Annotated in this window: 17 protein-coding genes; 12 read left to right on the forward strand and 5 right to left on the reverse strand. The window is 40.6% G+C overall.

The annotated features are described in order from the left end of the window. Positions 1–12: 12 nt before the first annotated feature. From recQ to NBH06_RS04625, 5 genes are all read right to left on the reverse strand, one after another. Complete coding sequence (gene recQ, locus NBH06_RS04605; RefSeq protein WP_008861790.1) at positions 13–2,193, reverse strand: DNA helicase RecQ; 2,181 nt, start codon at positions 2,191–2,193, stop codon at positions 13–15. 104 nt (positions 2,194–2,297) lie between these two features. After that, positions 2,298–3,524, reverse strand: coding sequence for an ATP-dependent Clp protease ATP-binding subunit ClpX (gene clpX, locus NBH06_RS04610; protein WP_250793016.1), 1,227 nt, complete (start codon positions 3,522–3,524; stop codon positions 2,298–2,300). A 10-nt stretch (positions 3,525–3,534) separates the two neighbouring features. Next, positions 3,535–4,206 carry an ATP-dependent Clp endopeptidase proteolytic subunit ClpP gene (gene clpP / locus NBH06_RS04615; RefSeq protein WP_008861788.1) on the reverse strand — a complete coding sequence of 224 codons (672 nt, stop codon included), beginning with the start codon at positions 4,204–4,206 and terminating at the stop codon, positions 3,535–3,537. Positions 4,207–4,440: 234 nt separating this feature from the next. Beyond that, on the reverse strand, positions 4,441–5,802 hold the full coding sequence (gene tig, locus NBH06_RS04620) for a trigger factor (protein WP_250793018.1): 1,362 nt from the start codon (positions 5,800–5,802) through the stop codon (positions 4,441–4,443). Positions 5,803–5,995: 193 nt separating this feature from the next. Next, complete coding sequence (locus tag NBH06_RS04625) at positions 5,996–6,454, reverse strand: hypothetical protein (protein WP_046414005.1); 459 nt, start codon at positions 6,452–6,454, stop codon at positions 5,996–5,998. 455 nt (positions 6,455–6,909) lie between these two features. On the opposite strand from NBH06_RS04625, the gene NBH06_RS04630 reads away from it, so the two are divergent. From NBH06_RS04630 to NBH06_RS04685, 12 genes are all read left to right on the forward strand, one after another. Beyond that, positions 6,910–7,755, forward strand: coding sequence for a prephenate dehydratase (locus tag NBH06_RS04630; RefSeq protein ID WP_250793021.1), 846 nt, complete (start codon positions 6,910–6,912; stop codon positions 7,753–7,755). Further along, positions 7,730–8,920: a pyridoxal phosphate-dependent aminotransferase gene (locus NBH06_RS04635; protein ID WP_195632376.1), complete on the forward strand. Its 1,191-nt coding sequence runs from the start codon at positions 7,730–7,732 to the stop codon at positions 8,918–8,920. The genes NBH06_RS04630 and NBH06_RS04635 overlap by 26 nt, the downstream gene beginning before the upstream one ends. A gap of 10 nt (positions 8,921–8,930) precedes the next feature. After that, a complete protein-coding gene (locus tag NBH06_RS04640) occupies positions 8,931–9,995 on the forward strand; it encodes a bifunctional 3-deoxy-7-phosphoheptulonate synthase/chorismate mutase type II (protein ID WP_046414001.1) in 1,065 nt (354 codons plus the stop codon). A 5-nt stretch (positions 9,996–10,000) separates the two neighbouring features. Next, positions 10,001–10,774, forward strand: coding sequence for a prephenate dehydrogenase (locus NBH06_RS04645; protein WP_250793023.1), 774 nt, complete (start codon positions 10,001–10,003; stop codon positions 10,772–10,774). Positions 10,775–10,952: 178 nt separating this feature from the next. After that, positions 10,953–11,132 (forward strand): hypothetical protein, encoded by a 180-nt coding sequence (locus tag NBH06_RS04650; protein ID WP_008861781.1) that lies wholly within the window; start codon positions 10,953–10,955, stop codon positions 11,130–11,132. 31 nt (positions 11,133–11,163) lie between these two features. Next, positions 11,164–13,062, forward strand: a complete 1,899-nt coding sequence (gene dxs / locus NBH06_RS04655) for a 1-deoxy-D-xylulose-5-phosphate synthase (RefSeq protein WP_195632379.1) — start codon at positions 11,164–11,166, stop codon at positions 13,060–13,062. A gap of 29 nt (positions 13,063–13,091) precedes the next feature. Beyond that, positions 13,092–14,426: a Trk system potassium transporter TrkA gene (gene trkA, locus NBH06_RS04660; RefSeq protein ID WP_008861779.1), complete on the forward strand. Its 1,335-nt coding sequence runs from the start codon at positions 13,092–13,094 to the stop codon at positions 14,424–14,426. Between the two features lie 61 nt (positions 14,427–14,487). Beyond that, on the forward strand, positions 14,488–15,897 hold the full coding sequence (locus tag NBH06_RS04665; RefSeq protein WP_229037033.1) for a TrkH family potassium uptake protein: 1,410 nt from the start codon (positions 14,488–14,490) through the stop codon (positions 15,895–15,897). Positions 15,898–15,968: 71 nt separating this feature from the next. After that, positions 15,969–18,443: an FtsK/SpoIIIE family DNA translocase gene (locus tag NBH06_RS04670; RefSeq protein WP_155012598.1), complete on the forward strand. Its 2,475-nt coding sequence runs from the start codon at positions 15,969–15,971 to the stop codon at positions 18,441–18,443. After that, the gene (gene lolA1 / locus NBH06_RS04675) at positions 18,440–19,081 is read left to right on the forward strand and encodes an outer membrane lipoprotein periplasmic chaperone LolA1 (protein ID WP_250793025.1); all 642 of its coding nucleotides are present in this window, start codon (positions 18,440–18,442) and stop codon (positions 19,079–19,081) included. Before NBH06_RS04670 ends, lolA1 begins: the two co-directional genes overlap by 4 nt. 21 nt (positions 19,082–19,102) lie before the next feature. Continuing rightward, positions 19,103–20,050, forward strand: a complete 948-nt coding sequence (trxB, locus tag NBH06_RS04680; RefSeq protein WP_250793027.1) for a thioredoxin-disulfide reductase — start codon at positions 19,103–19,105, stop codon at positions 20,048–20,050. A 169-nt stretch (positions 20,051–20,219) separates the two neighbouring features. Then, entirely contained in the window at positions 20,220–20,921 is a 702-nt protein-coding gene (locus tag NBH06_RS04685) for a Crp/Fnr family transcriptional regulator (RefSeq protein WP_250793029.1), read from the forward strand. Positions 20,922–20,983: the final 62 nt, after the last annotated feature.

The following is a 20,983-nucleotide window of genomic DNA, read 5'->3' on the forward strand; positions in this document are numbered from 1 at the left end:
ATTTCTCGGCTTTTAATTTCCCATCTCTGAAAGGAACTTGATACGTATCAAACGAATTTCTTCTTCGCTATACTCCATACCAAACTCCTCAATGGCATCTTCGAGACTATCGCTTTCACTCTCCTTGAAGTAGTCAAAAATATCGTCGATATGCTCGTCGTCCATAATCTCGTGCAGGAAATAGTCGATATTGATTTTCGTTCCCGAATAAACAATCGCCTCTATCTCGTCGAGCAACTCTCCAAATTCAAGGCCCTTCGACTCGGCCAATTCATCAAGTGCAATTTTCCTGTCGATGGCCTGAATAATGGATACTTTCAATTTCGACTTATTGGCAACCGTACGCACCCTTAAATCTTCGGGACGCTCAATTTCATTTTCTTCCACATGAGCTTTGATGACTTTAACGAATTCTTCTCCGTAACGTTTCGCTTTACCTGCTCCTACCCCCGGAATATTTTGTAACTCCTCAATTGTAATCGGATAGGTTGTCGCCATAGCTTCTAATGAAGGGTCTTGAAAAATCACATACGGAGGAAGTTCCAATCGTTTAGCGATTTTCTTTCGCAAATCTTTCAAAATAGAATATAACTCGGGATCGACTGCACAAGAAGCTCCACCTTTCATGGGCACTTCTTCCTCCACCTCGTCAAAATCGACATCTTTGACAATCTTAAACGAAACCGGATTCTTCAAAAACGCATGCCCAGCCTTCGTTACCTTCAATAGTCCATAATTCTCAATATCTTTACCTATGTAGCCGGCTATCAATGCTTGTCGAATGACGGCGTTCCACGTGCGCTCATCTTCACCCTGTCCGCTTCCAAACACCTCTAAATCTTCATGTTGATACGAAAGTATTTGGCTCGTTTCTTTACCTAACAAGACATCTATCACATATTCGGCTTTAAATTTTTCTTTCAGTGCAATAATAGTTTCAAGAACCGCACAAAGTTGATCTTTTGCTTCCACTTGCTTTTTAGGATTTAGGCAATTATCACAATTTCCACAATTATCTTCCTCATACTCTTCTCCAAAATAATGCAGTAAAATCTTGCGACGACAAAGAGAAGACTCGGCATAAGCAGCAGTTTCTAACAAAAGCTGTTTACCAATCTCTTGCTCGGCAATGGGTTTTCCCTGCATGAATTTTTCGAGTTTCTGTAAATCTTTATTGATATAAAAAGTTATACACTGACCTTCTCCTCCATCTCGACCGGCTCGTCCCGTCTCTTGATAATAGCCTTCCAGACTTTTGGGTATATCGTAATGTATGACATACCTGACATCGGGCTTATCAATCCCCATACCAAAGGCTATCGTGGCAACGATAACATCTATTTTCTCCAACAAGAATGCATCTTGATTCTGAGTCCTAGTCGCAGAGTCCATTCCGGCATGATATGGCAGCGCACGAATTCCGTTTACCTGTAACAATTCTGCCAGTTCTTCTACTTTCTTTCGACTCAAACAATAGATTATACCCGATTTACCCTCCTGCGATTTTATATATTTAATAATGTCTTTATCGATATTCGCTGTTTTCGGGCGAACCTCATAATAAAGATTAGGACGATTAAACGACGACTTAAATACAGTAGCTTCCAACATGCCCAGATTCTTCTGTATATCATGCTGGACTTTCGGAGTCGCAGTCGCGGTAAGAGCTATTACAGGACGTACGCCAATCTCATTAATAATAGGTCGGATACGTCGATATTCAGGACGGAAATCATGTCCCCATTCCGAAATACAATGGGCTTCATCTACCGCATAAAACGACACATTCACCTGTTTAAGAAAATCAATGTTTTCTTCCTTCGTCAAGGATTCAGGAGCAACATATAACAATTTGGTTTTCCCCGATAAAATATCGGTTTTTACTTGGTCTATCGCAGTTTTGTTCAAAGAGGAGTTTATGAAATGAGCGACACCATCTTCGGCACTGAAATTCCGCATAGCATCGACCTGATTCTTCATCAATGCAATCAAAGGCGAAATAACTATCGCAGTACCGTCAAGAATCAACGACGGCAATTGATAACAAAGCGACTTCCCTCCTCCGGTAGGCATCAATACAAATGTATCATTCCCGGCAAGCAAATTTCTGATAATCGCTTCCTGATTTCCCTTAAATGTATCGAATCCGAAATTCCTTTTCAGTTCCTCAGTCAAATTTACTTCTTTTGCCATACGGTTACTCTCTTTCTCGTTATGTATATTCGCCGACCTTTATCGGTCAAACAAATTTATAAACAACTCCTCTTAATTACCAAATTTTTTCTTACTGTTTTTTCTTATACTGCCAATAGTTTTGCTTTTTCTAACTTCTTTTCTGCATAGCTACGTGTTATATGCAATTTCTTTTTTGTCGAAGAAGGCGTTTCATACATAGCATCCATCATAATCGTTTCGACAATAGAGCGCAACCCTCGGGCTCCCAACTTGAACTCTACGGCCTTTTCGACAACATAATCAAGCATATCCTCATCAAACGAAAGTTGCACTCCGTCCATTTCGAAAAGTTTGATATATTGTTTGATAATCGAATTCTTAGGCTCTACCAGAATTCTCCGTAGCGCGGCCTTGTCCAAAGGTTGCAAATAGGTTAAAATGGGCAATCGTCCTATAATTTCAGGAATAAGACCAAACGATTTCAAATCTTGGGGTGCAATATACTGTAACAGATTTTCCCGATCTATACGACCATTGCTACCACCTCCATTATAACCTACAACATGGGTGTTCAACCTCATGGCGATTTTGCGTTCTATCCCGTCGAAAGCCCCACCACAAATATACAAAATATTCTTTGTATTCACCGGTATCATTTTCTGCTCGGGGTGTTTACGCCCGCCTTGCGGCGGAACATTTACGATAGAACCCTCCAATAATTTCAACAAACCTTGCTGTACGCCCTCACCGCTAACATCACGGGTAATCGAAGGATTATCGCTTTTACGAGCAATCTTGTCGATCTCGTCGATAAACACAATACCTCGCTCAGCCGCCTCGACATCATAATCGGCAACTTGCAGCAAACGGGTCAAAATGCTTTCGATATCCTCGCCCACATAACCGGCCTCGGTCAAGACAGTAGCATCGACAATCGTAAACGGAACTTTCAATAAACGAGCAATCGTCTTCGCCAACAAGGTCTTTCCGGTTCCAGTAGGGCCAACCATAATAATATTCGATTTCTCAATCTCAACATCATCATTATCGGCTACCTGCAAAACACGTTTATAATGGTTATAGACCGAGACCGACAAATAACGTTTAGCATCGTCCTGCCCGATAACATACTGATCGAGAAATGTTTTTATCTCTTCCGGTTTAGGTAAATCCTCTCGGGATACGGTCCATTTGGAACTCGCTTTTTTCTTTTTATGCAAATATTCTTCGGAAAGGAGATAGGCTTGCTCGGCACACTCGTCGCAAATACAACCGTCACGCCCCGGCATTAATAATCTTACCTCATTTTCTCCTCTTCCGCAAAAACTACACTTTTCGCCCTTAGCCATTCCTAGAATATTATTTCATAGATTTTACCAATACGTCGTCAATCATACCGTATTCTTTGGCTTCAAGAGCAGTCATCCAATAATCACGATCGGAATCTTTCTCCACACGCTCATACGAGTTTCCCGAATGATCGGCTATAATGGTATAGAGTTCTTTTTTAAGTTTCTGTATCTCCCTTGCCGTAATCTCTATATCCGAAGCCTGACCTTGTGCGCCTCCCATCGGTTGATGTATCATAACCCGGGAATGTTTCAAAGCAAAACGTTTTCCCTTTGTCCCTGCAACCAACAATACAGCGCCCATCGAGGCGGCCATACCTGTACAGATCGTAGAAATATCACTGCTTATGAACTGCATGGTATCGTAGATACCCAACCCGGCATATACCGACCCTCCGGGAGTATTGAAATAAATAGATATATCTTTACCCGGGTCGGCAGAATCGAGATAAAGCAACTGTGCTTCTATAACATTCGATGTATAATCATCGATAGGAGTTCCCAAAAAGATTATACGGTCCATCATTAAACGCGAAAACACGTCCATCTGGGTTACATTCAGTTGGCGCTCCTCCATAATAGAAGGGGAAAGATAGCTACTGGTAAACTGCGCATATTGATCAAGGGCAAGTCCATTCATACCCAAATGTTTTACCGCATATTTTCTAAAATCATTAGTCATAATTATATCGTTTTTAGATTGTTTTTTTAATCCCTATTTTTAGTCAAAGATATAAATAAAAACAATTATACCCCAAATAAAATTCTGCAGCCCGGTCTTTTTTACCAATATCTTCACAAAAAATAATACATCAACCGAACTACAAGCATCAATTAACTATATTGGAAGATTTCAAACAATGAAAAGCCCCGAAGCCATTACGTCTCGGGGCTATCGATAATTATATCGATTTTATTACTCGGCAACTTCAAACATTTTCTGGAATTTATCCATCGTCACTTCTTTGGCCGTAAGCGTTACAGACTCCTTAATAACAGTTTGAATCTTCTGCTCCGTAGCTTGGTCAATAAGACGCGAACGAGACTCTTTGCTCGATAACATTTCCTTAGCATAACGTTCGAGAACATCATCGGGAACACCTGTCATACCATATTGTGCGAACTGACTTGCCGCTACCCGTTTTGCCAAAGCCAACAAATCGGCATCATCGACATGAATATCGAATTGTTTTACGATTTGTTCTTTAATCAACTGCCATTTCAAATCGGGAACCATCTTCGCAAAATCCTCATCGATATTTTCAGCTTTACGATTTTTATCGGTAGCCAACAACCAACGTTTCAAAAATGCATCGGGCAAATCAAACTCACCTACTGCCTTTTCTATCGCAGCACGTGCATCAATCGAAAATTTATAATCGCTTTCAGGAACCAATTGATGTGCTATCATTTCACGAAGTTTAGCAAAATATTCCTCTTCTGTTTTTACAACATCTTTACCGAATACATTGTCAAATAATTCTTGATTCAATTCGGCAGGTTGCAAATGTGTGATATCTGTCACTGTCATCTCGAAATTCGATGTCACATTGGCAGCTTTTTCCTTATCGATATTCAACATAGAGGCCAGTTCTGCGACCGAAGCATCACAACTTTTCGAAGGATTGAACATCACTTTGTCACCTTTCTTCACACCGGCAAATTTAGCTTTTTCCTTGTCATTCTTGAAATATGCAGGAGAAACGATGGTACTTTCGACCGTAATTCCCCCTTCTACCGGAGTCCCTTTTTTTACCATTTCTACCATCGAACCTTTGATAAGGTCTCTTTCATCGGTAGACTCATCTACCGAAATCTGTTTACCAAAACGTGACAAAAAGGATTCATTCTGACGTTTTACCATGTCATCATCGACAGTAATCGTATAGTAAGGTACTTTTATTTTTTTATCGACCTTTACATTCAATTCGGGGGCTAATGCCACATCAAAACGGAACGTGAAATCGTCTTGTGTATCCAAATCGACAGTCATATCTTCTGCGGTCATCGGCTCGCCCAAGATATTGAGCTTATTATCACGAATATAATTGTACAGAGACTCGGAAACCAAACGATTAATTTCTTCAACTCGAACCGATTTTCCAAACATCTTCATGAGCATACTAAAAGGAACTTTCCCTTTTCTGAATCCGGAAATATTCGCTTTTTGCCCATAAGCACGAAGAGATTTGTCTACTTTTTCCTGATAGTCAGCCTTTGAAATTTCAATCGAAATCACGGCATTCAGGTTGTCAGTGTTTTGATGCGAAACGTTCATTCTTATGATTTTATTAAATTAGACTCACAAATTTATTCTCAACTTTCCACAAAAAGCGTGCAAATTTGAGAGCGCAAAATTAGTGCTTATCTTTCGATAATCAAATTATTATTAATTTTTTTCTTTCTACCTATATCGTGAAAAGACTTTCCACTCCGCAAGAGCAGCCTCCTTTGAACCCCAATACCCCACCTTATTTCGTATCGGACATCAATTGTTCAAAAAAATCGTCAAGCTCTTTATCCATTTTTTCCCAAAAATCATCGTGCAAATAGATATTCTCATCGTCCAATGTAACCAAATCGGCAACGGGCTCCATCTCATTATCTACCAACACGACAGAAAAAGGGGGTATAATATCCAGCGAATGTAAAGCATGATTCACATCTTCATGACTCAACACCTTCCTCAGAAAAGCAATTATCGCAGCATCCGAACGTTCTCCACTGGAATCTCGCCACTCGTCCAATCCATCAATTACCGATTGCACCAATATACTTTCAGTATCATCAAATACCGAAAACAACTGTTCATCGTATTTCACCTGCACATACATATCGGTCAAGGACATCGCCTCTGCACGAGCCTTCTCCACTGCCGTACAAAAAGACTCACACATTGCAGAAAAAAGTGTTAATTCCGAAGTTTCCATAAATACATAATTATTTGTACTTCAAAGATAGTATAACCGAAGATGGAAACCAATTTATTTAGTCATGCCCGGCTCAACTTACCTTTACATTCACGACAAAGATAGCGAAAAAATCCGTAGACATCGCCGTTATGCAAAATTTTCTCCTATTCGTCACATACAAAGCAAGTTTCAAATACCATAGACAAAACGATGCGATAAAAAAAATCTCGTTTTATTCAAAAATATATAACTATTTGTTTGGATTCAAAAATGATTTCATTACATTTGCAACATCAAACTTATATTTGACAGGCAATGAAGAATTTTGATTTTGCATATTACTTTTACTTTTATTTTTATTTTGGAGAAAAATAGAAACGGGGTTTTATGCAAAAAAAAGAAATAGAAAACAATTAAGAAACTTATGATAAAATCCCGTTCAATACGAACGGGATTTTTTATTTATCTTGCTTATGAATAAAAAAGTCACCATACAAGGCATAGCCGGTTGCTACCACGAGGCCGCCGCCCGATCTTATTTCGGGGAAGAAGAAATAGAAACGGTTCCCTGCTCGACATTTCCCGAAATGTTCAACCGCATGAATAACGACCGTTCTTTATTGGGTATCATTGCCATTGAAAACACCATTGCAGGCAGCATTTTACAGAATCACGAACTATTACGAAAAAGTGAATTAAGTATCATAGGAGAATATAAATTACGTATTTCTCACGTACTGGCCGCACTACCGGGAGAAACTATGGACGATATCCTCGAAGTGAACTCTCACCCCATGGCATTAATGCAATGCGGTGATTTTTTACAAGCTCACCCTAAAATGAAAGTCGTAGAAAAAGACGATACGGCCGGTAGTGCCCAAGAAATTTCACACCGTCATCTTTCGGGCCATGCTGCCATTTGCGGTAAACTAGCTGCCGAAATCTATAACATGAATATCTTGGCAGAAGGTATCGAAACCAATAAACGAAATTTCACTCGTTTTCTAATTCTTGCCGATCCTTCTCACCGTGAAATTTTAATAGCAGGCAAACGCATAAACAAAGCTTCACTTGTTTTCAGTTTGCCACATACACAAGGCAGTTTATCAAAAGTACTCACCATACTTTCTTTCTATGACATCAATTTGTCCAAAATACAGTCCATGCCCATTATCGGGAAAGAATGGGAATACCGATTTTATATAGACCTTACATTTGATAATTTCACTCGATACAAACAATCCCTCGAAGCAATAAGACCTCTAACAAAAGACTTTAAAATACTTGGAGAATATGCAGAATTCAATCAACCCCTTTAATATCAGACCCGCTAATCGGGTAAATAACATAAGCGAATACTACTTCTCAAAAAAGTTGAAAGAAATAGCCGAACTAAATGCCCGCGGTTTGGATATTATCAATCTGGGCATAGGCGGGCCTGACAGGCCGCCCCACCCCGAAACGATTGAAACCCTGTGTACGGAGAGCCGGAAATCTGATGTTCACGGATACCAACCTTACATAGGCCTACCCGAACTACGCCGAGCCTTCGCCGATTGGTATAACAGATGGTACAATGTAACACTCGATCCTCAAAAAGAAATACAACCCCTTATAGGGTCCAAAGAGGGTATATTGCACATCAGTTTGGCATTTCTCAATGCCGGAGACGGGGTATTGGTTCCCAATCCGGGATACCCCACATACAGTTCCGTCAGCCGACTGGCCGAAGCCGAAATTTTCACCTACGACCTCGACGAAAATAACCATTGGCAACCCGACTTCAAGCAATTAGAATCGTTACCGCTCGATCGTATAAAGTTAATGTGGGTCAACTATCCCAATATGCCTACGGGAGCCAAAGCATCTATGGAATTGTTTACCAAGCTGGTGGATTTCGGGAAACGTCACAACATAATCATCGTGAACGACAACCCGTACAGTTTCATTCTCAACGACAATCCGATGAGTATACTAGCTGTCCCCGGGTCTAAGGACATTTGTATCGAAATGAATTCTTTAAGCAAATCTCACAATATGTCCGGTTGGCGAATCGGTATGCTTGCTTCCAACCCTCAATTTATCGAATGGATTTTGAAAGTGAAAAGTAATATCGATTCAGGAATGTTCCGTCCGCTACAAATGGCTGCGACAAAAGCATTGTCATGCGGTCAAGAATGGTATGACCAATTAAACGAAGTGTACCGTAACCGACGTGATATCGCAGAAAAAATCATGAAAGCTCTCGGTTGCAGTTATGATCCGTCACAAGCAGGATTGTTCGTATGGGGAAAAATTCCCGATAGTGCAACAGATGCCGAATCGTTAGCCGACGAAATATTATACAACGCGCACGTCTTCATTACCCCGGGATTCATTTTCGGAAGTCGAGGGAACAGATATATTCGCATTTCGCTTTGCGCCCCCGAAAAAAAGATGCAAGAAGCGTTACACCGTATAGAAAAAATCAAATCAAATAAATAACAATACCATTATGGAAGATTTACAATCAATTTTACTTCCCGGAATAGACTCTAAACGCCCTATTATCATAGCTGGCCCATGTAGCGCCGAAACCGAAGAGCAAGTAATGACCACAGCGAAAAGCCTCGCCGAGCGCGGCATTAAAATATTTCGTGCAGGTATATGGAAGCCTCGTACCAAACCGGGCGGATTCGAAGGTATAGGCGTAGAAGGCCTTGCTTGGTTAAAACACGTCAAAGAAAAAACCGGTATGTACACGGCAACAGAGGTTGCCACTGAACGGCACGTATTCGAAGCATTAAAACATGGTATCGACATTTTATGGATCGGAGCACGCACGACCGCCAATCCCTTTGCGGTTCAAGAAATAGCCAACGCACTGAAAGGTGTAGACATTCCGGTACTCATCAAGAATCCGGTAAATCCCGACCTAGAACTATGGATAGGAGCCGTCGAACGCATTTATAACGCTGGTCTCCACCGACTGGCAGTCATACACCGGGGTTTTAGCAGCTACGACAAACAGTTGTACCGCAATATGCCTCAATGGCACATTCCCATCGAACTACGTCGCCGTCTCCCCAATCTTCCTATTTTTTGCGACCCTAGCCACATCGGTGGTAAACGCGAACTTGTAGCTCCATTGAGCCAACAAGCGATGGATCTGGGATTCGACGGACTAATCGTTGAATCCCATTGCGACCCCGATTGTGCATGGAGCGATAAAAATCAGCAAGTGACCCCCGACGCTCTGGACTATATACTCAACATGTTGGTAATACGAGAGACCACACAGACGACAGAAAACCTATCGGAACTACGTCACCAAATAGACAACCTCGACAATCAACTACTCGAACTGTTAGCCAAACGCATGCGCATATCCAGAGAAATCGGGCAATATAAAAAAGAGCACAGTATGCCCGTGCTGCAAACTAACCGCTATGACGAAATCCTACAAAAACGCATGGCACAAGCCGTTGAGTTGGGAATGAGCGGAGAATTCATGAAAGAAGTGATGCAAGCCATTCACGAAGAATCGGTACATCAACAAATGGATATTATTAATAAATAAAAACAATGAAAATAGTAATTCTCGGAGCCGGAAAAATGGGCTCTTTCTTTGCCGATGTACTCAGTTTCGACCATGAAATCGCCCTATACGACATAGACCCTCATCGACTGAGATTCGCATTCAATACTTTGCGAATGACCCGGCCAGAAGAAATACAAGATTTTACTCCCGACTTAGTCATCAATGCGGCAACCGTAAAATATACGATAGAAGCGTTTCAAACCGTTCTCCCCTATTTACCGGCTCACACAATCCTATCGGATATTGCTTCGGTCAAGACCGGATTACCCGAATTTTACGCCCAAGCCCGACACCCATTCGTATCGACACACCCTATGTTCGGACCGACATTCGCTAATTTGAGCGACCTAAGTACACAAAATACAATCATCATTACCGAAGGCGACCACATGGGCAAAATTTTTTTCAAAGATATTTACCAGCGACTGAGATTGAATATATTCGAATACAGTTTTAAAGAGCATGACGAAACCATAGCTTATTCGCTCTCGGTTCCATTCACTTCGACGCTGGTGTTCGCCTCGATTATGAAACATCAAGAGGCTCCCGGCACGACATTCAAAAAACATATGGACATAGCAAGGGGGCTACTTTCGGAGGACGACTACCTGCTAACCGAAATTCTTTTCAATCCCAATACCCCCGACCAAGTGCGGAGAATACAGAAGCAATTATCGTCTCTCCTCGATATTATCGAGCGTAAAGATTCTATAAAAATGAAAGAATACCTCACCCAAGTGAGAAAAAACATAGAATAGCTCAAAATCATGAAAAAGGCTTGCTTAACACAAGCCTTTTTCATTTCACACACGCCCTGCCTTACCAACTTTATAAAATGAAATTGATACAATATTTTCATGGATTGCAAAAGAATATTTATATTTGTAGGTTAACTTAGGCGTATATATAAGCGCACTAACAAACCTATGGATTAACATGAGAAAATATAATACGTTCCGTATTTCATGCATAGCCTTATTATGGGTATTCTTATGCGTTCTTCTAATTAGGGGAAGAGGCATCGACGGGCAAGCTCTGTTCGCTATCATTGCTTCGGGAATCATTGTATTCGTTCCACTCTACAAACGATGGAAGCAAGAGAGTAAAGGTAAATAGTACCATTGTATTTACGTAAAAGAGACTAAAAATGAACCCCGACAATACAGAACTACTGAAACAAATAAACACACCCGCCGATTTACGAAAATTACAGGTTAGCGAGCTACCCCAAGTGTGTGACGAAATCAGGCATTTCATTATCAATACTCTCGCCCATAATCCGGGACATTTTGGGTCTAGCATGGGGGCCGTGGAATTGACCGTGGCCTTACACTATGTATTCGACACTCCATACGACCGCATAGTTTGGGACGTGGGACATCAAGCCTACGGGCATAAGATTTTAACTGAAAGACGAGACAGGTTTTATACTTGTCGTAAACTCAACGGATTGAGTGGATTTCCAAACCCAGCCGAAAGCGAATACGACGCTTTCATTGCCGGGCATGCATCTAATTCCATATCAGCAGCATTAGGCATGGCCATTGCTACACAACTGAAACACGAACAAAAAGAAAGAAAAGTCATTGCTGTCATCGGAGATGCATCCATTGCCGGAGGATTAGCTTTCGAAGGATTGAATAACGCATCCATCAGTCCCAATAACTTGCTCATCATACTGAACGACAACGATATGGCAATCGACCATAATGTCGGAGGGCTAAACGAATATCTAGTAAACATCACTACATCGAAAAGCTATAATAAACTCAGATACGATGCTTATCGTACCCTACGTAAGCTAAATCTGATAGACGATGAACACAGGGGGGCCATTTTACGTTTCAACAATAGCCTAAAAGCTTTACTAACCAAGCAACAAAACATTTTCGAAGGTTTAAATATACGATATTTCGGTCCCATAGACGGGCACAATGTGGTTAATATCGTCAATAAACTCAACGATATAAAAGATATGACCGGTCCGAAAATACTTCACCTACGTACGATCAAAGGGAAAGGATATGCTCCGGCCGAAAAAGAACCGACTATTTGGCACGCTCCGGGCTGTTTTAATCCAGAAACGGGCGATAGAATTACCACAACAGAAGAGCAAAAACCTCCCAAATTTCAAGATGTATTCGGACTCACGCTTGTCGAATTGGCTAAAAAAAACGATAAAATAACAGTTATCACACCTGCAATGCCAACGGGAAGTTCTACCTGTTTCATGATGGAGAAATTTCCCGAAAGGTCTTTTGATGTCGGTATCTCCGAAGAACATGCCGTCACCTTTGCCGCTGGTTTGGCCAAAGAAGGATTACAACCATTTTGCAGTATCTATTCGACTTTTCTCCAAAGAGGATTCGACGAAGTCATTCACGATGTCGCCATACAAAACTTACCGGTAACATTTTGTATCGACCGCGCTGGACTCGTGGGAGAAGACGGGGTTACCCACCACGGTGCATTCGATATGTGCTATTTGCGTTGCATACCCAATATGACTATTGCTGCACCTATGGACGAACATTATCTGCGACATCTCATGTACACAGCACAACTATCCGACCGCGGGCCGTTTGCCATTCGCTATCCTCGCGGTTGCGGAAGTCATGTCGATTGGGAATGCCCTATGCACGAAATTCCTATCGGGAAAGGTCGCAAGCTCTATGACGGAAATGAGATAGCCGTACTGAGTATCGGGACTGCGGGTGTCGCGGCACGACAAGCCGTAGAGCGGGCCCGAAAGACAGGTGTAAAAGCAGCTCTCTACGATATGATTTTTGTCAAACCCATTGACGAAGAAATTCTTCACGAAGTAGCCCAAAAATACAAACGAATCATAACCGTAGAAGATGGATGCATAACAGGAGGCTTCGGAAGTGCTGTATTAGAATTCATGTCCGACAATGGATATACACCCCATATAAAACGAATAGGAATCCCCGATAAATTCATAGCACAGGGGACAGTTAAAGAACTACACCAACTATGTGGTATAGATGAAGAAAACATTTACTCGGTAATTATTGGTAATTGGTAAATCATAGAAATAAAAGAGAACTAATAATTATGAAAATAATCATTGCTGGAGCCGGAGAGGTTGGAACACATTTAGCAAAACTGTTATCCCGAGAAGAACAGGATATTATTCTAATCGACAATGATGAAGAGAAACTACGAGAACTCGATGCCAATTATAATTTAATGACTGTCATCGGGAACCCTACTGCATTCCAAACATTAAAACAAGCCCAAGTATATAAAGCCGATTTATTTATTGCTGTCATGCCCTTCGAGTCTCGTAATATCATGGCATGTACAATGGCATCGAAACTAGGCGCAAAAAAAACTCTGGCAAGAGTGGACAACTACGAATACCTTTTACCTGAAAATAAAGCCTTCTTTGAAAATCTGGGAGTAAATGAACTGATATATCCCGAAAAACTGGCCGCAGAAGAAGTAATAACCGCATTAAAACACACATGGACACGCAACTGGTTTGAACTTTGTAATGGAGAATTAATCGTACTAAGTGTAAAATTACACGACAACGCTAAAATTCTGAATAAAAAACTCTATGAACTTACAACAGCCGAAAGCCAATTTCACATCGCGGCCATCAAACGTATACATGAAACTATTATTCCAAGAGGAAACGACGAAATAAAAATAGGAGACATCGCATACTTTACCACGACTCCTAATCATATACAAGAAATTCAAAAACTCTCAGGTGAAACAGAAGCAGAAATTCACAAAATAATGATCATGGGAGGCAGCCGTATCGCTATACGCATATCGAGTTACGCGCCTGATAATATGGCAATAAAACTCATCGAATGCGACAAGCAAAAGAGTTATAAATTAGCCGAATACATGAACGATATAATCATTATTCAAGGAGACGGACGCAATGTGGATCTTTTGAAAGAAGAAGGAATCCGTGACATGGATGCATTTATAGCATTAACCGATAGTTCCGAAACAAATATATTAGCTTGTTTAACCGCCAAAGAATTAGGGGTAAAAAAGACTATTGCAGAAGTCGAAAATATCCAGTTCATCTCTACTGCCGAACGGCTAAATATAGGAAATATCATCAATAAAAAATTACTAGCAGCCAGCCGTATCTTCCAATTGTTGCTCGACGAAGACTCCTCAAATGCTAAATGTCTCGCATTATCCGACGCCGAAGTCGTAGAATTGGTTGCAAAAGAAAATTCTAAAATTACCAAAGCCGCAGTAAAAGACCTAAAACTCCCGTCCGATTTAACAATCGGTGGATTGGTTCGTAATGGACACGGCATGGTCGTAACCGGAAACACATGGATACAACCGAATGATCACGTCGTTATTTTCTGTCTCGACACAGCATTACATAAAATAGAGAAGCTTTTCAATTAGGAATATCATGCCCAAAATTAACTTTCATGTCATACTGAAATTCATCGGAATATTACTATGCATGGAATCTATATTCATGCTCGTTCCGTTTGTCGTAGCTCTTATTTATGGAGAAGGAGATGCGCCGGCCTTTATTAAATCGGCATCAATAACTGCAATCGTAGGTGGTATATTATTCTACATTTTTAGAAATTCCCGTAACGACGTAGGAAAGCGTGAAAGTTATTTACTGGTAACTTCTATATGGCTTTTCTTCTCGGCTTTCGGGATGCTCCCATTTTGCTTAATGCCCAATCATTTGAGTATTACAGATGCTATTTTCGAAACAGTATCCGGCCTAACAACGACAGGAGCTTCCATTATAGAAAACGTAGACGTTCTTCCACATGGTATTCTCTTTTGGCGCAGTTTCATGCATTTTATCGGAGGAATGGGTATCATCTTGTTAACAATCGCCATACTGCCCATGCTCAACCATCAGGGTGGATTACTTTTATTTAATTCCGAAGTAACCGGCATAACAACCGAAAAATTGAAACCTAAAATCGGAGAAACAGCAAAAAAATTATGGAGTGTATATATCATACTCACCATTATCCTCTGTCTCCTATTGTGGTTGGGTCCCATGAATCTTTTCGATGCTATCTGTCAAGCATTTTGCGTCATGGCAACAGGTGGATTTTCGACCAAACAAGCCGGTATAAATTTTTGGAACTCCTCTTACACAGAATATGTCATGACTATATTCACATTTATCGCAGGTATAAATTTTGCTTTGGTGTATAGAGCCGTAACCGGAGATTTCAAAAAACTATTACACAATGAAGAAACCAAATGGTACACGGCAATTGTATTAGGGGCCACTTTATTAGTCATTACAGGACTATACATAACCGACCAAAACGGATCCTTCGAAGATACTTTTCGAAGATCGCTATTCTTGGTTGTAACAATTGTTACGTCAACCGGATACACCGGAGATGACTATGTCGCTTGGGGCCCATTTTTTACAACTATATTTTTACTACTCATGTTCTTCGGAGCTTGTGCCGGCTCCACTTGTGGAGGAGCAAAAATAGACAGGCTGGTGGTCCTCGCCAAAAATACAAAAAATGAACTTTACAGAGTCATACACCCCAATGCTATATTACCTGTACGCGTAAATGGGAAAGCCATATCTCACGAAATAGTATCCAAAATATTAGCATTTATCTTAGTATATGTCATGGTACTTATAGCAGGGTCTATTATCCTATCGGCATTGGGGTTGTCTATGGAAGAAGCATTCGGTTCGACACTTTCCTGCCTCAGCAATATCGGTCCCGGGGCCGGTTCAACCGGTCCGGCAGGTAACTATGCTTTTATCCCCGATTTAGGAAAATGGACTTTGTCAATCATTATGCTCATCGGCCGGCTTGAACTGTTTACAGTCCTCATTTTATTCACATCTTACTTTTGGAAAAACTCATAATATTGTTGAGAATAAGTATTTTTTGTACATTTGTATCTAATCTAAAATCCAAAGCGAAGTATTCTCATAATATGCCTACAACAGACTTAGAAGAAAATAAAATAAAACAAGCCCAACCCGAAGAGGGAAACAATACATCTCAGAATGAAAGAGAAATACGTAAAAACATATTTAAAAATGAACGTGTAAATTTCATTTTAGGTGTCATTTTAGTCATATTCTCCCTCTATTTGACTATCTCTTTCATCTCATTCTTTTTTACAGGAAGCATCGACCAAAGTAAAGTTGAGAATCTATCGGTAGGAGAACTTTCTTCCATTGGAAACGAGATTCAAAATTGGACGGGTGCATTCGGGGCATACTTATCCAACCTCATGATAAATCGTTGGATGGGTATATCTGCTTTCATCGTTTCTCTATGGTTATATGTCGTAGGCCGTCGATTCATGAAAGTCGCCCATACTCGAATGATACGATTTACGATTAGCTGTGCCTTGTCGATAATAGTTTTGTCTCTCTTTTTCGGATTCATTTTCATGCACAGTTATAACAACACCTTCCTATATTTAGGGGGATATCACGGGTATTATGCGACTTTATGGCTCAATGCATGGATAGGACCATGGGGAACGGCTCTGTTCATTATAGCTCTCGTTATCATATTGCTCGTCCATCTAAGTTATAAAACCATCGAATATATTCGACGAGTATCGTCCGTCAGCCTCACAGGGAAGGCGATCCAAGCAATAAAAAACAGGACGGATAACCCAGAAACAGATAACGAAAATGACAATAAGGAAACGGAATCTAACGAAACCCAAAATACTGAAAACATACCCTCATCGGAAAACGATATTGTAAATACATTGCCCGAATATCCCGATGACCCTACCGAAGAAATCCCTACACTCGAAGATATACAAGAAAATATTCTTCCTATCGAAGAGGAGACTAAACGAGTTACCATCGAGACCGGTGACCCCGACTTTGTCATCGAGACGGCTGAGACCGAAGTATTAGCCACACAAGCTCCTATGGAAGATTATGATCCTACGAAAGACCTCTCGCATTATAAAAGACCGACATTCGATTTACTGGACAAACGGGAAAACAGCGAGGTGGAGATCAACATGGAAGAACAGTCCGCCAACAAAAAACTGATCACCGAAACCCTCAAAAATTACAATATAGAAATCAGTTCCATTACGGCGACTGTGGGTCCTACCGTTACTCTTTATGAAATAAAACCAGCACCCGGAGTAAGAATAGCCCGGATAAAAAGTTTGGAAAACGATATTGCCCTCAGCCTATCGGCGTTAGGGATTCGCATTATAGCCCCTATTCCCGGCAAAGGAACCGTTGGTATCGAAGTACCAAACAAAGACCCCAAAATGGTCTCCATGTATTCTGTTTTAGCTTCCAAAAAATTTCAAGAATGTAAATATGAACTTCCCCTTGCATTAGGAAAAAGTATTACGAACGAAGTCTGCATAGCAGATCTTTGTAAAATGCCTCACATATTGGTGGCTGGTGCTACCGGACAAGGAAAATCCGTCGGGCTGAATGCCATTATCACATCTTTACTTTATAAAAAACACCCGGCTCAATTAAAATTCGTATTAGTCGATCCCAAAATGGTCGAATTCAGTATCTATTCGGTTATAGAAAGACATTTTATGGCTAAATTACCCGACGCAGAAAAGTCCGTAATTACCGACAGCGACAAGGTTATCGCCACTTTAAATTCTCTCTGTATCGAAATGGATAATCGATATGCCCTACTCGCCAAAGCAAATGTGAGAACAATCAAAGAGTATAACGAAGAGTTTATCCATAGAAAACTGAATCCGAATAACGGACACAAATTCATGCCCTATATCGTGGTGATTATCGATGAGTTCGCTGATTTAATTATGATGGCAGGCAGAGACGTCGAAATGCCCATCGCTCGAATAGCACAAAAAGCGAGAGCTGTCGGTATTCACATGATCATAGCTACACAACGTCCTTCAACGACCGTTATCACCGGTAACATTAAGGCAAATTTCCCGGCACGTATCGCTTTCAGAGTCATGCAAATGGTCGATTCACGGACTATACTCGATGCTCCCGGAGCAAACCAGCTCATCGGACGAGGTGATATGTTATTTACCGAAGGTGGTGATTTGAAACGTATTCAATGTGCGTTTATCGATACTCCCGAAGTAAAACGAATTTGTGAGTATATCAGCAAACAACAAGGATACCCCGAACCATATGAACTTCCAGAATATAAAAATCCCGACAGTGACGCAGGGAGCAATGGAAACGATGTAATCAACCGAGACCCCCTATTCGAGGAAGCCGCTAAAATGATCGTCGTTTCAGGGCAGGCCTCCACATCGTCTTTACAAAGACGCTACTCCATCGGATACAATAGAGCGGGACGACTGATGGATCAACTGGAAGCTGCCGGTATCGTAGGCCCAAGCGAAGGGGGTAAACCTCGACAAGTACTGATTGTGGATATTATGGCTCTCGAAAACAAATTAGAATTAATGAAATGAAAACAAATCGCATTCTACTATACTGCTCCGTACTTTTTCTACTATTGAGCATGGAACCTCTACATGCACAAAACGGTACAAAGGCATTGGATAAAGTCGTTGGTAAATTCCAACAATCGAACGGTATATCGGCTACTTTTACACTGACCGTTTTTAATGCACTGAACGAACCCGTAGAAAAACAAAACGGAACTATAAAACTATCTGGGAACAAATTTTACTGGAATACAACATCTATGATTGTATGGTACGATGGTTTGCAACAATGGGCATATGTAAAGGCAACAGAGGAAGTAAACCTAACCGAACCTACGGCCGAAGAAATCGCAACAGTCAATCCCTACATACTCATCAATAACTACAAAAAAGACTTTTCCATCAAAACATTAAAGTCAAAAAGTTCCAAAGAAAGTATAGCAGAACTTACACCAAAGAAGAAAGGAACAAATATAGACCACATTATAATTATTATCAACACAACTACATGGAATCCAAGCTCTTTTAAGCTCTATTATAGCGATCGGACATATAGCATAATCAACCTATCAAAATATGCTACCGACCAAAACTTTCCAGACTCGACATTTGTTTTTAACAAAAAGCAATATCCAAAAGCAGAACTTATCGATTTACGCTAATAACACAAATAAATAGAAATTATGGAACAAAACGAACGCATACGTTGTCTAATTATAGGCTCAGGACCGGCCGGTTATACGGCAGCTATTTATGCTTCACGAGCAAACCTATCACCGGTTCTATATGAAGGCATGCAACCGGGCGGACAACTAACAACGACCAGCGATGTAGAAAATTTCCCGGGCTACCCCGAAGGTATATCAGGATTCGATATGATGGAAGATTTGAAAAAACAAGCCGAACGATTCGGGGCAAACATTCGCCGAGGGATTGCCACAGCTGTCGATTTTTCTCAAAAACCATATCGTATAACCATAGACGGTGAAAAAATTATAGAAGCCGATGCCTTAATCATTTCTACTGGTGCTTCGGCCAAATATTTAGGACTCCCAGATGAGGTTAAATATGCAGGTATGGGAGTGTCGGCCTGCGCTACTTGCGATGGATTTTTCTACCGAAAAAAAATAGTCGCAGTAATAGGTGGAGGCGATACGGCTTGCGAAGAAGCAGAATACCTTTCCCACTTAGCCTCTAAGGTTTACTTAATCGTCAGAAAAAACTTTCTAAGAGCCTCCAATATCATGCAACGCCGTGTCAATGAAAATCCTAACATAGAAATCTTATTTGAAACTCAGGCCGAAGGATTGTTCGGAGAAAACGGAGTGGAAGGAGTACATTTGGTTAAAGGCAAAGACACAGCGCATGAAGAGCGTTACGATTTACCCATAGATGGATTTTTCCTTGCCATTGGACACAAACCCAATACAGATATATTCAAACATTCCATTACCCTCGATGAAAACGGATATATAGTTACTGCACCTCACACAACCGAAACTAACATAGAAGGTGTATTCGCTGCCGGAGATGTCGCAGATCCCCGGTATAGACAGGCTATCACTGCGGCGGCATCGGGTTGTAAAGCGGCAATGGATGCCGAACGATATCTTATAAATAACAGCCTATAAGGACACTTTTTCTTTATACAAATAAGGAGCGTAAATGATTTTTTCGCTCCTTATTTTTTATTGATATAAATCCCGATTTACTATTAAATATTATAGTTTTTCCTCTTTTAAGGAACAATGTATCAATTTTTTATATATTTTTGTGCTGTAAAACATAGCTATAAGGCAAATGGTTAAAAAAAGCACATTAGAATCCATACTACAACAAGAAATGTCTGATTTTTGGGCTCTACTTGAAAATGAGGAAAAACGCATTATCGCCGAAAACTTTAAAACTCAGAATTTCAAAAAGAATGAAATTATTTACAGTGAGGGAGAAGATCCCGCACAACTAATGTGCTTATTAAAAGGTAAAGTAAAAATTTACAAAGACGGCGTTGGTGGCAGGAGCCAAATTATTCGATTAATTCGACCGGTTCAATATTTCGGCTATCGGGCATATTTCTCTCGCGAACCTTATGTAACGGCAGCAGCAGCCATTGAAAATTCTATTGTGGGATTCTTGCCCATGCCGTTAGTAGAAGAACATATTCGCAAAAATAACGGCTTGGCTTGGTTTTTCATTAAAGAACTATCCAACGATTTAGGCATTTCGGATGCCCGCACAGTCAATCTCACACAAAAACATATTCGAGGACGATTAGCCGAATCCTTATTGGTACTTAAAGAAAATTACGGTGTCGAAGAAGATGGACTTACACTCAACATCTATATGGCTCGTGAAGATTTAGCTAACTTATCGAACATGACCACATCTAACGCCATACGCACCCTATCGAGTTTTACAAACGAAAAAATCATAACAGTCGATGGCCGACGCATACAAATTATAGATGAAGAACGGTTACGAAAAATTAGCAAATTCGGATAATATCCCACTTGGGCTATAATAAGTAAAACAAAGCACTCTCGACAAATTTGTCGAGAGTGCTT

The sequence above is a fragment of the Barnesiella sp. B2-R-119 genome (assembly GCF_023656675.1).
In the GTDB taxonomy this organism is placed as follows: domain Bacteria; phylum Bacteroidota; class Bacteroidia; order Bacteroidales; family Barnesiellaceae; genus Barnesiella; species Barnesiella intestinihominis.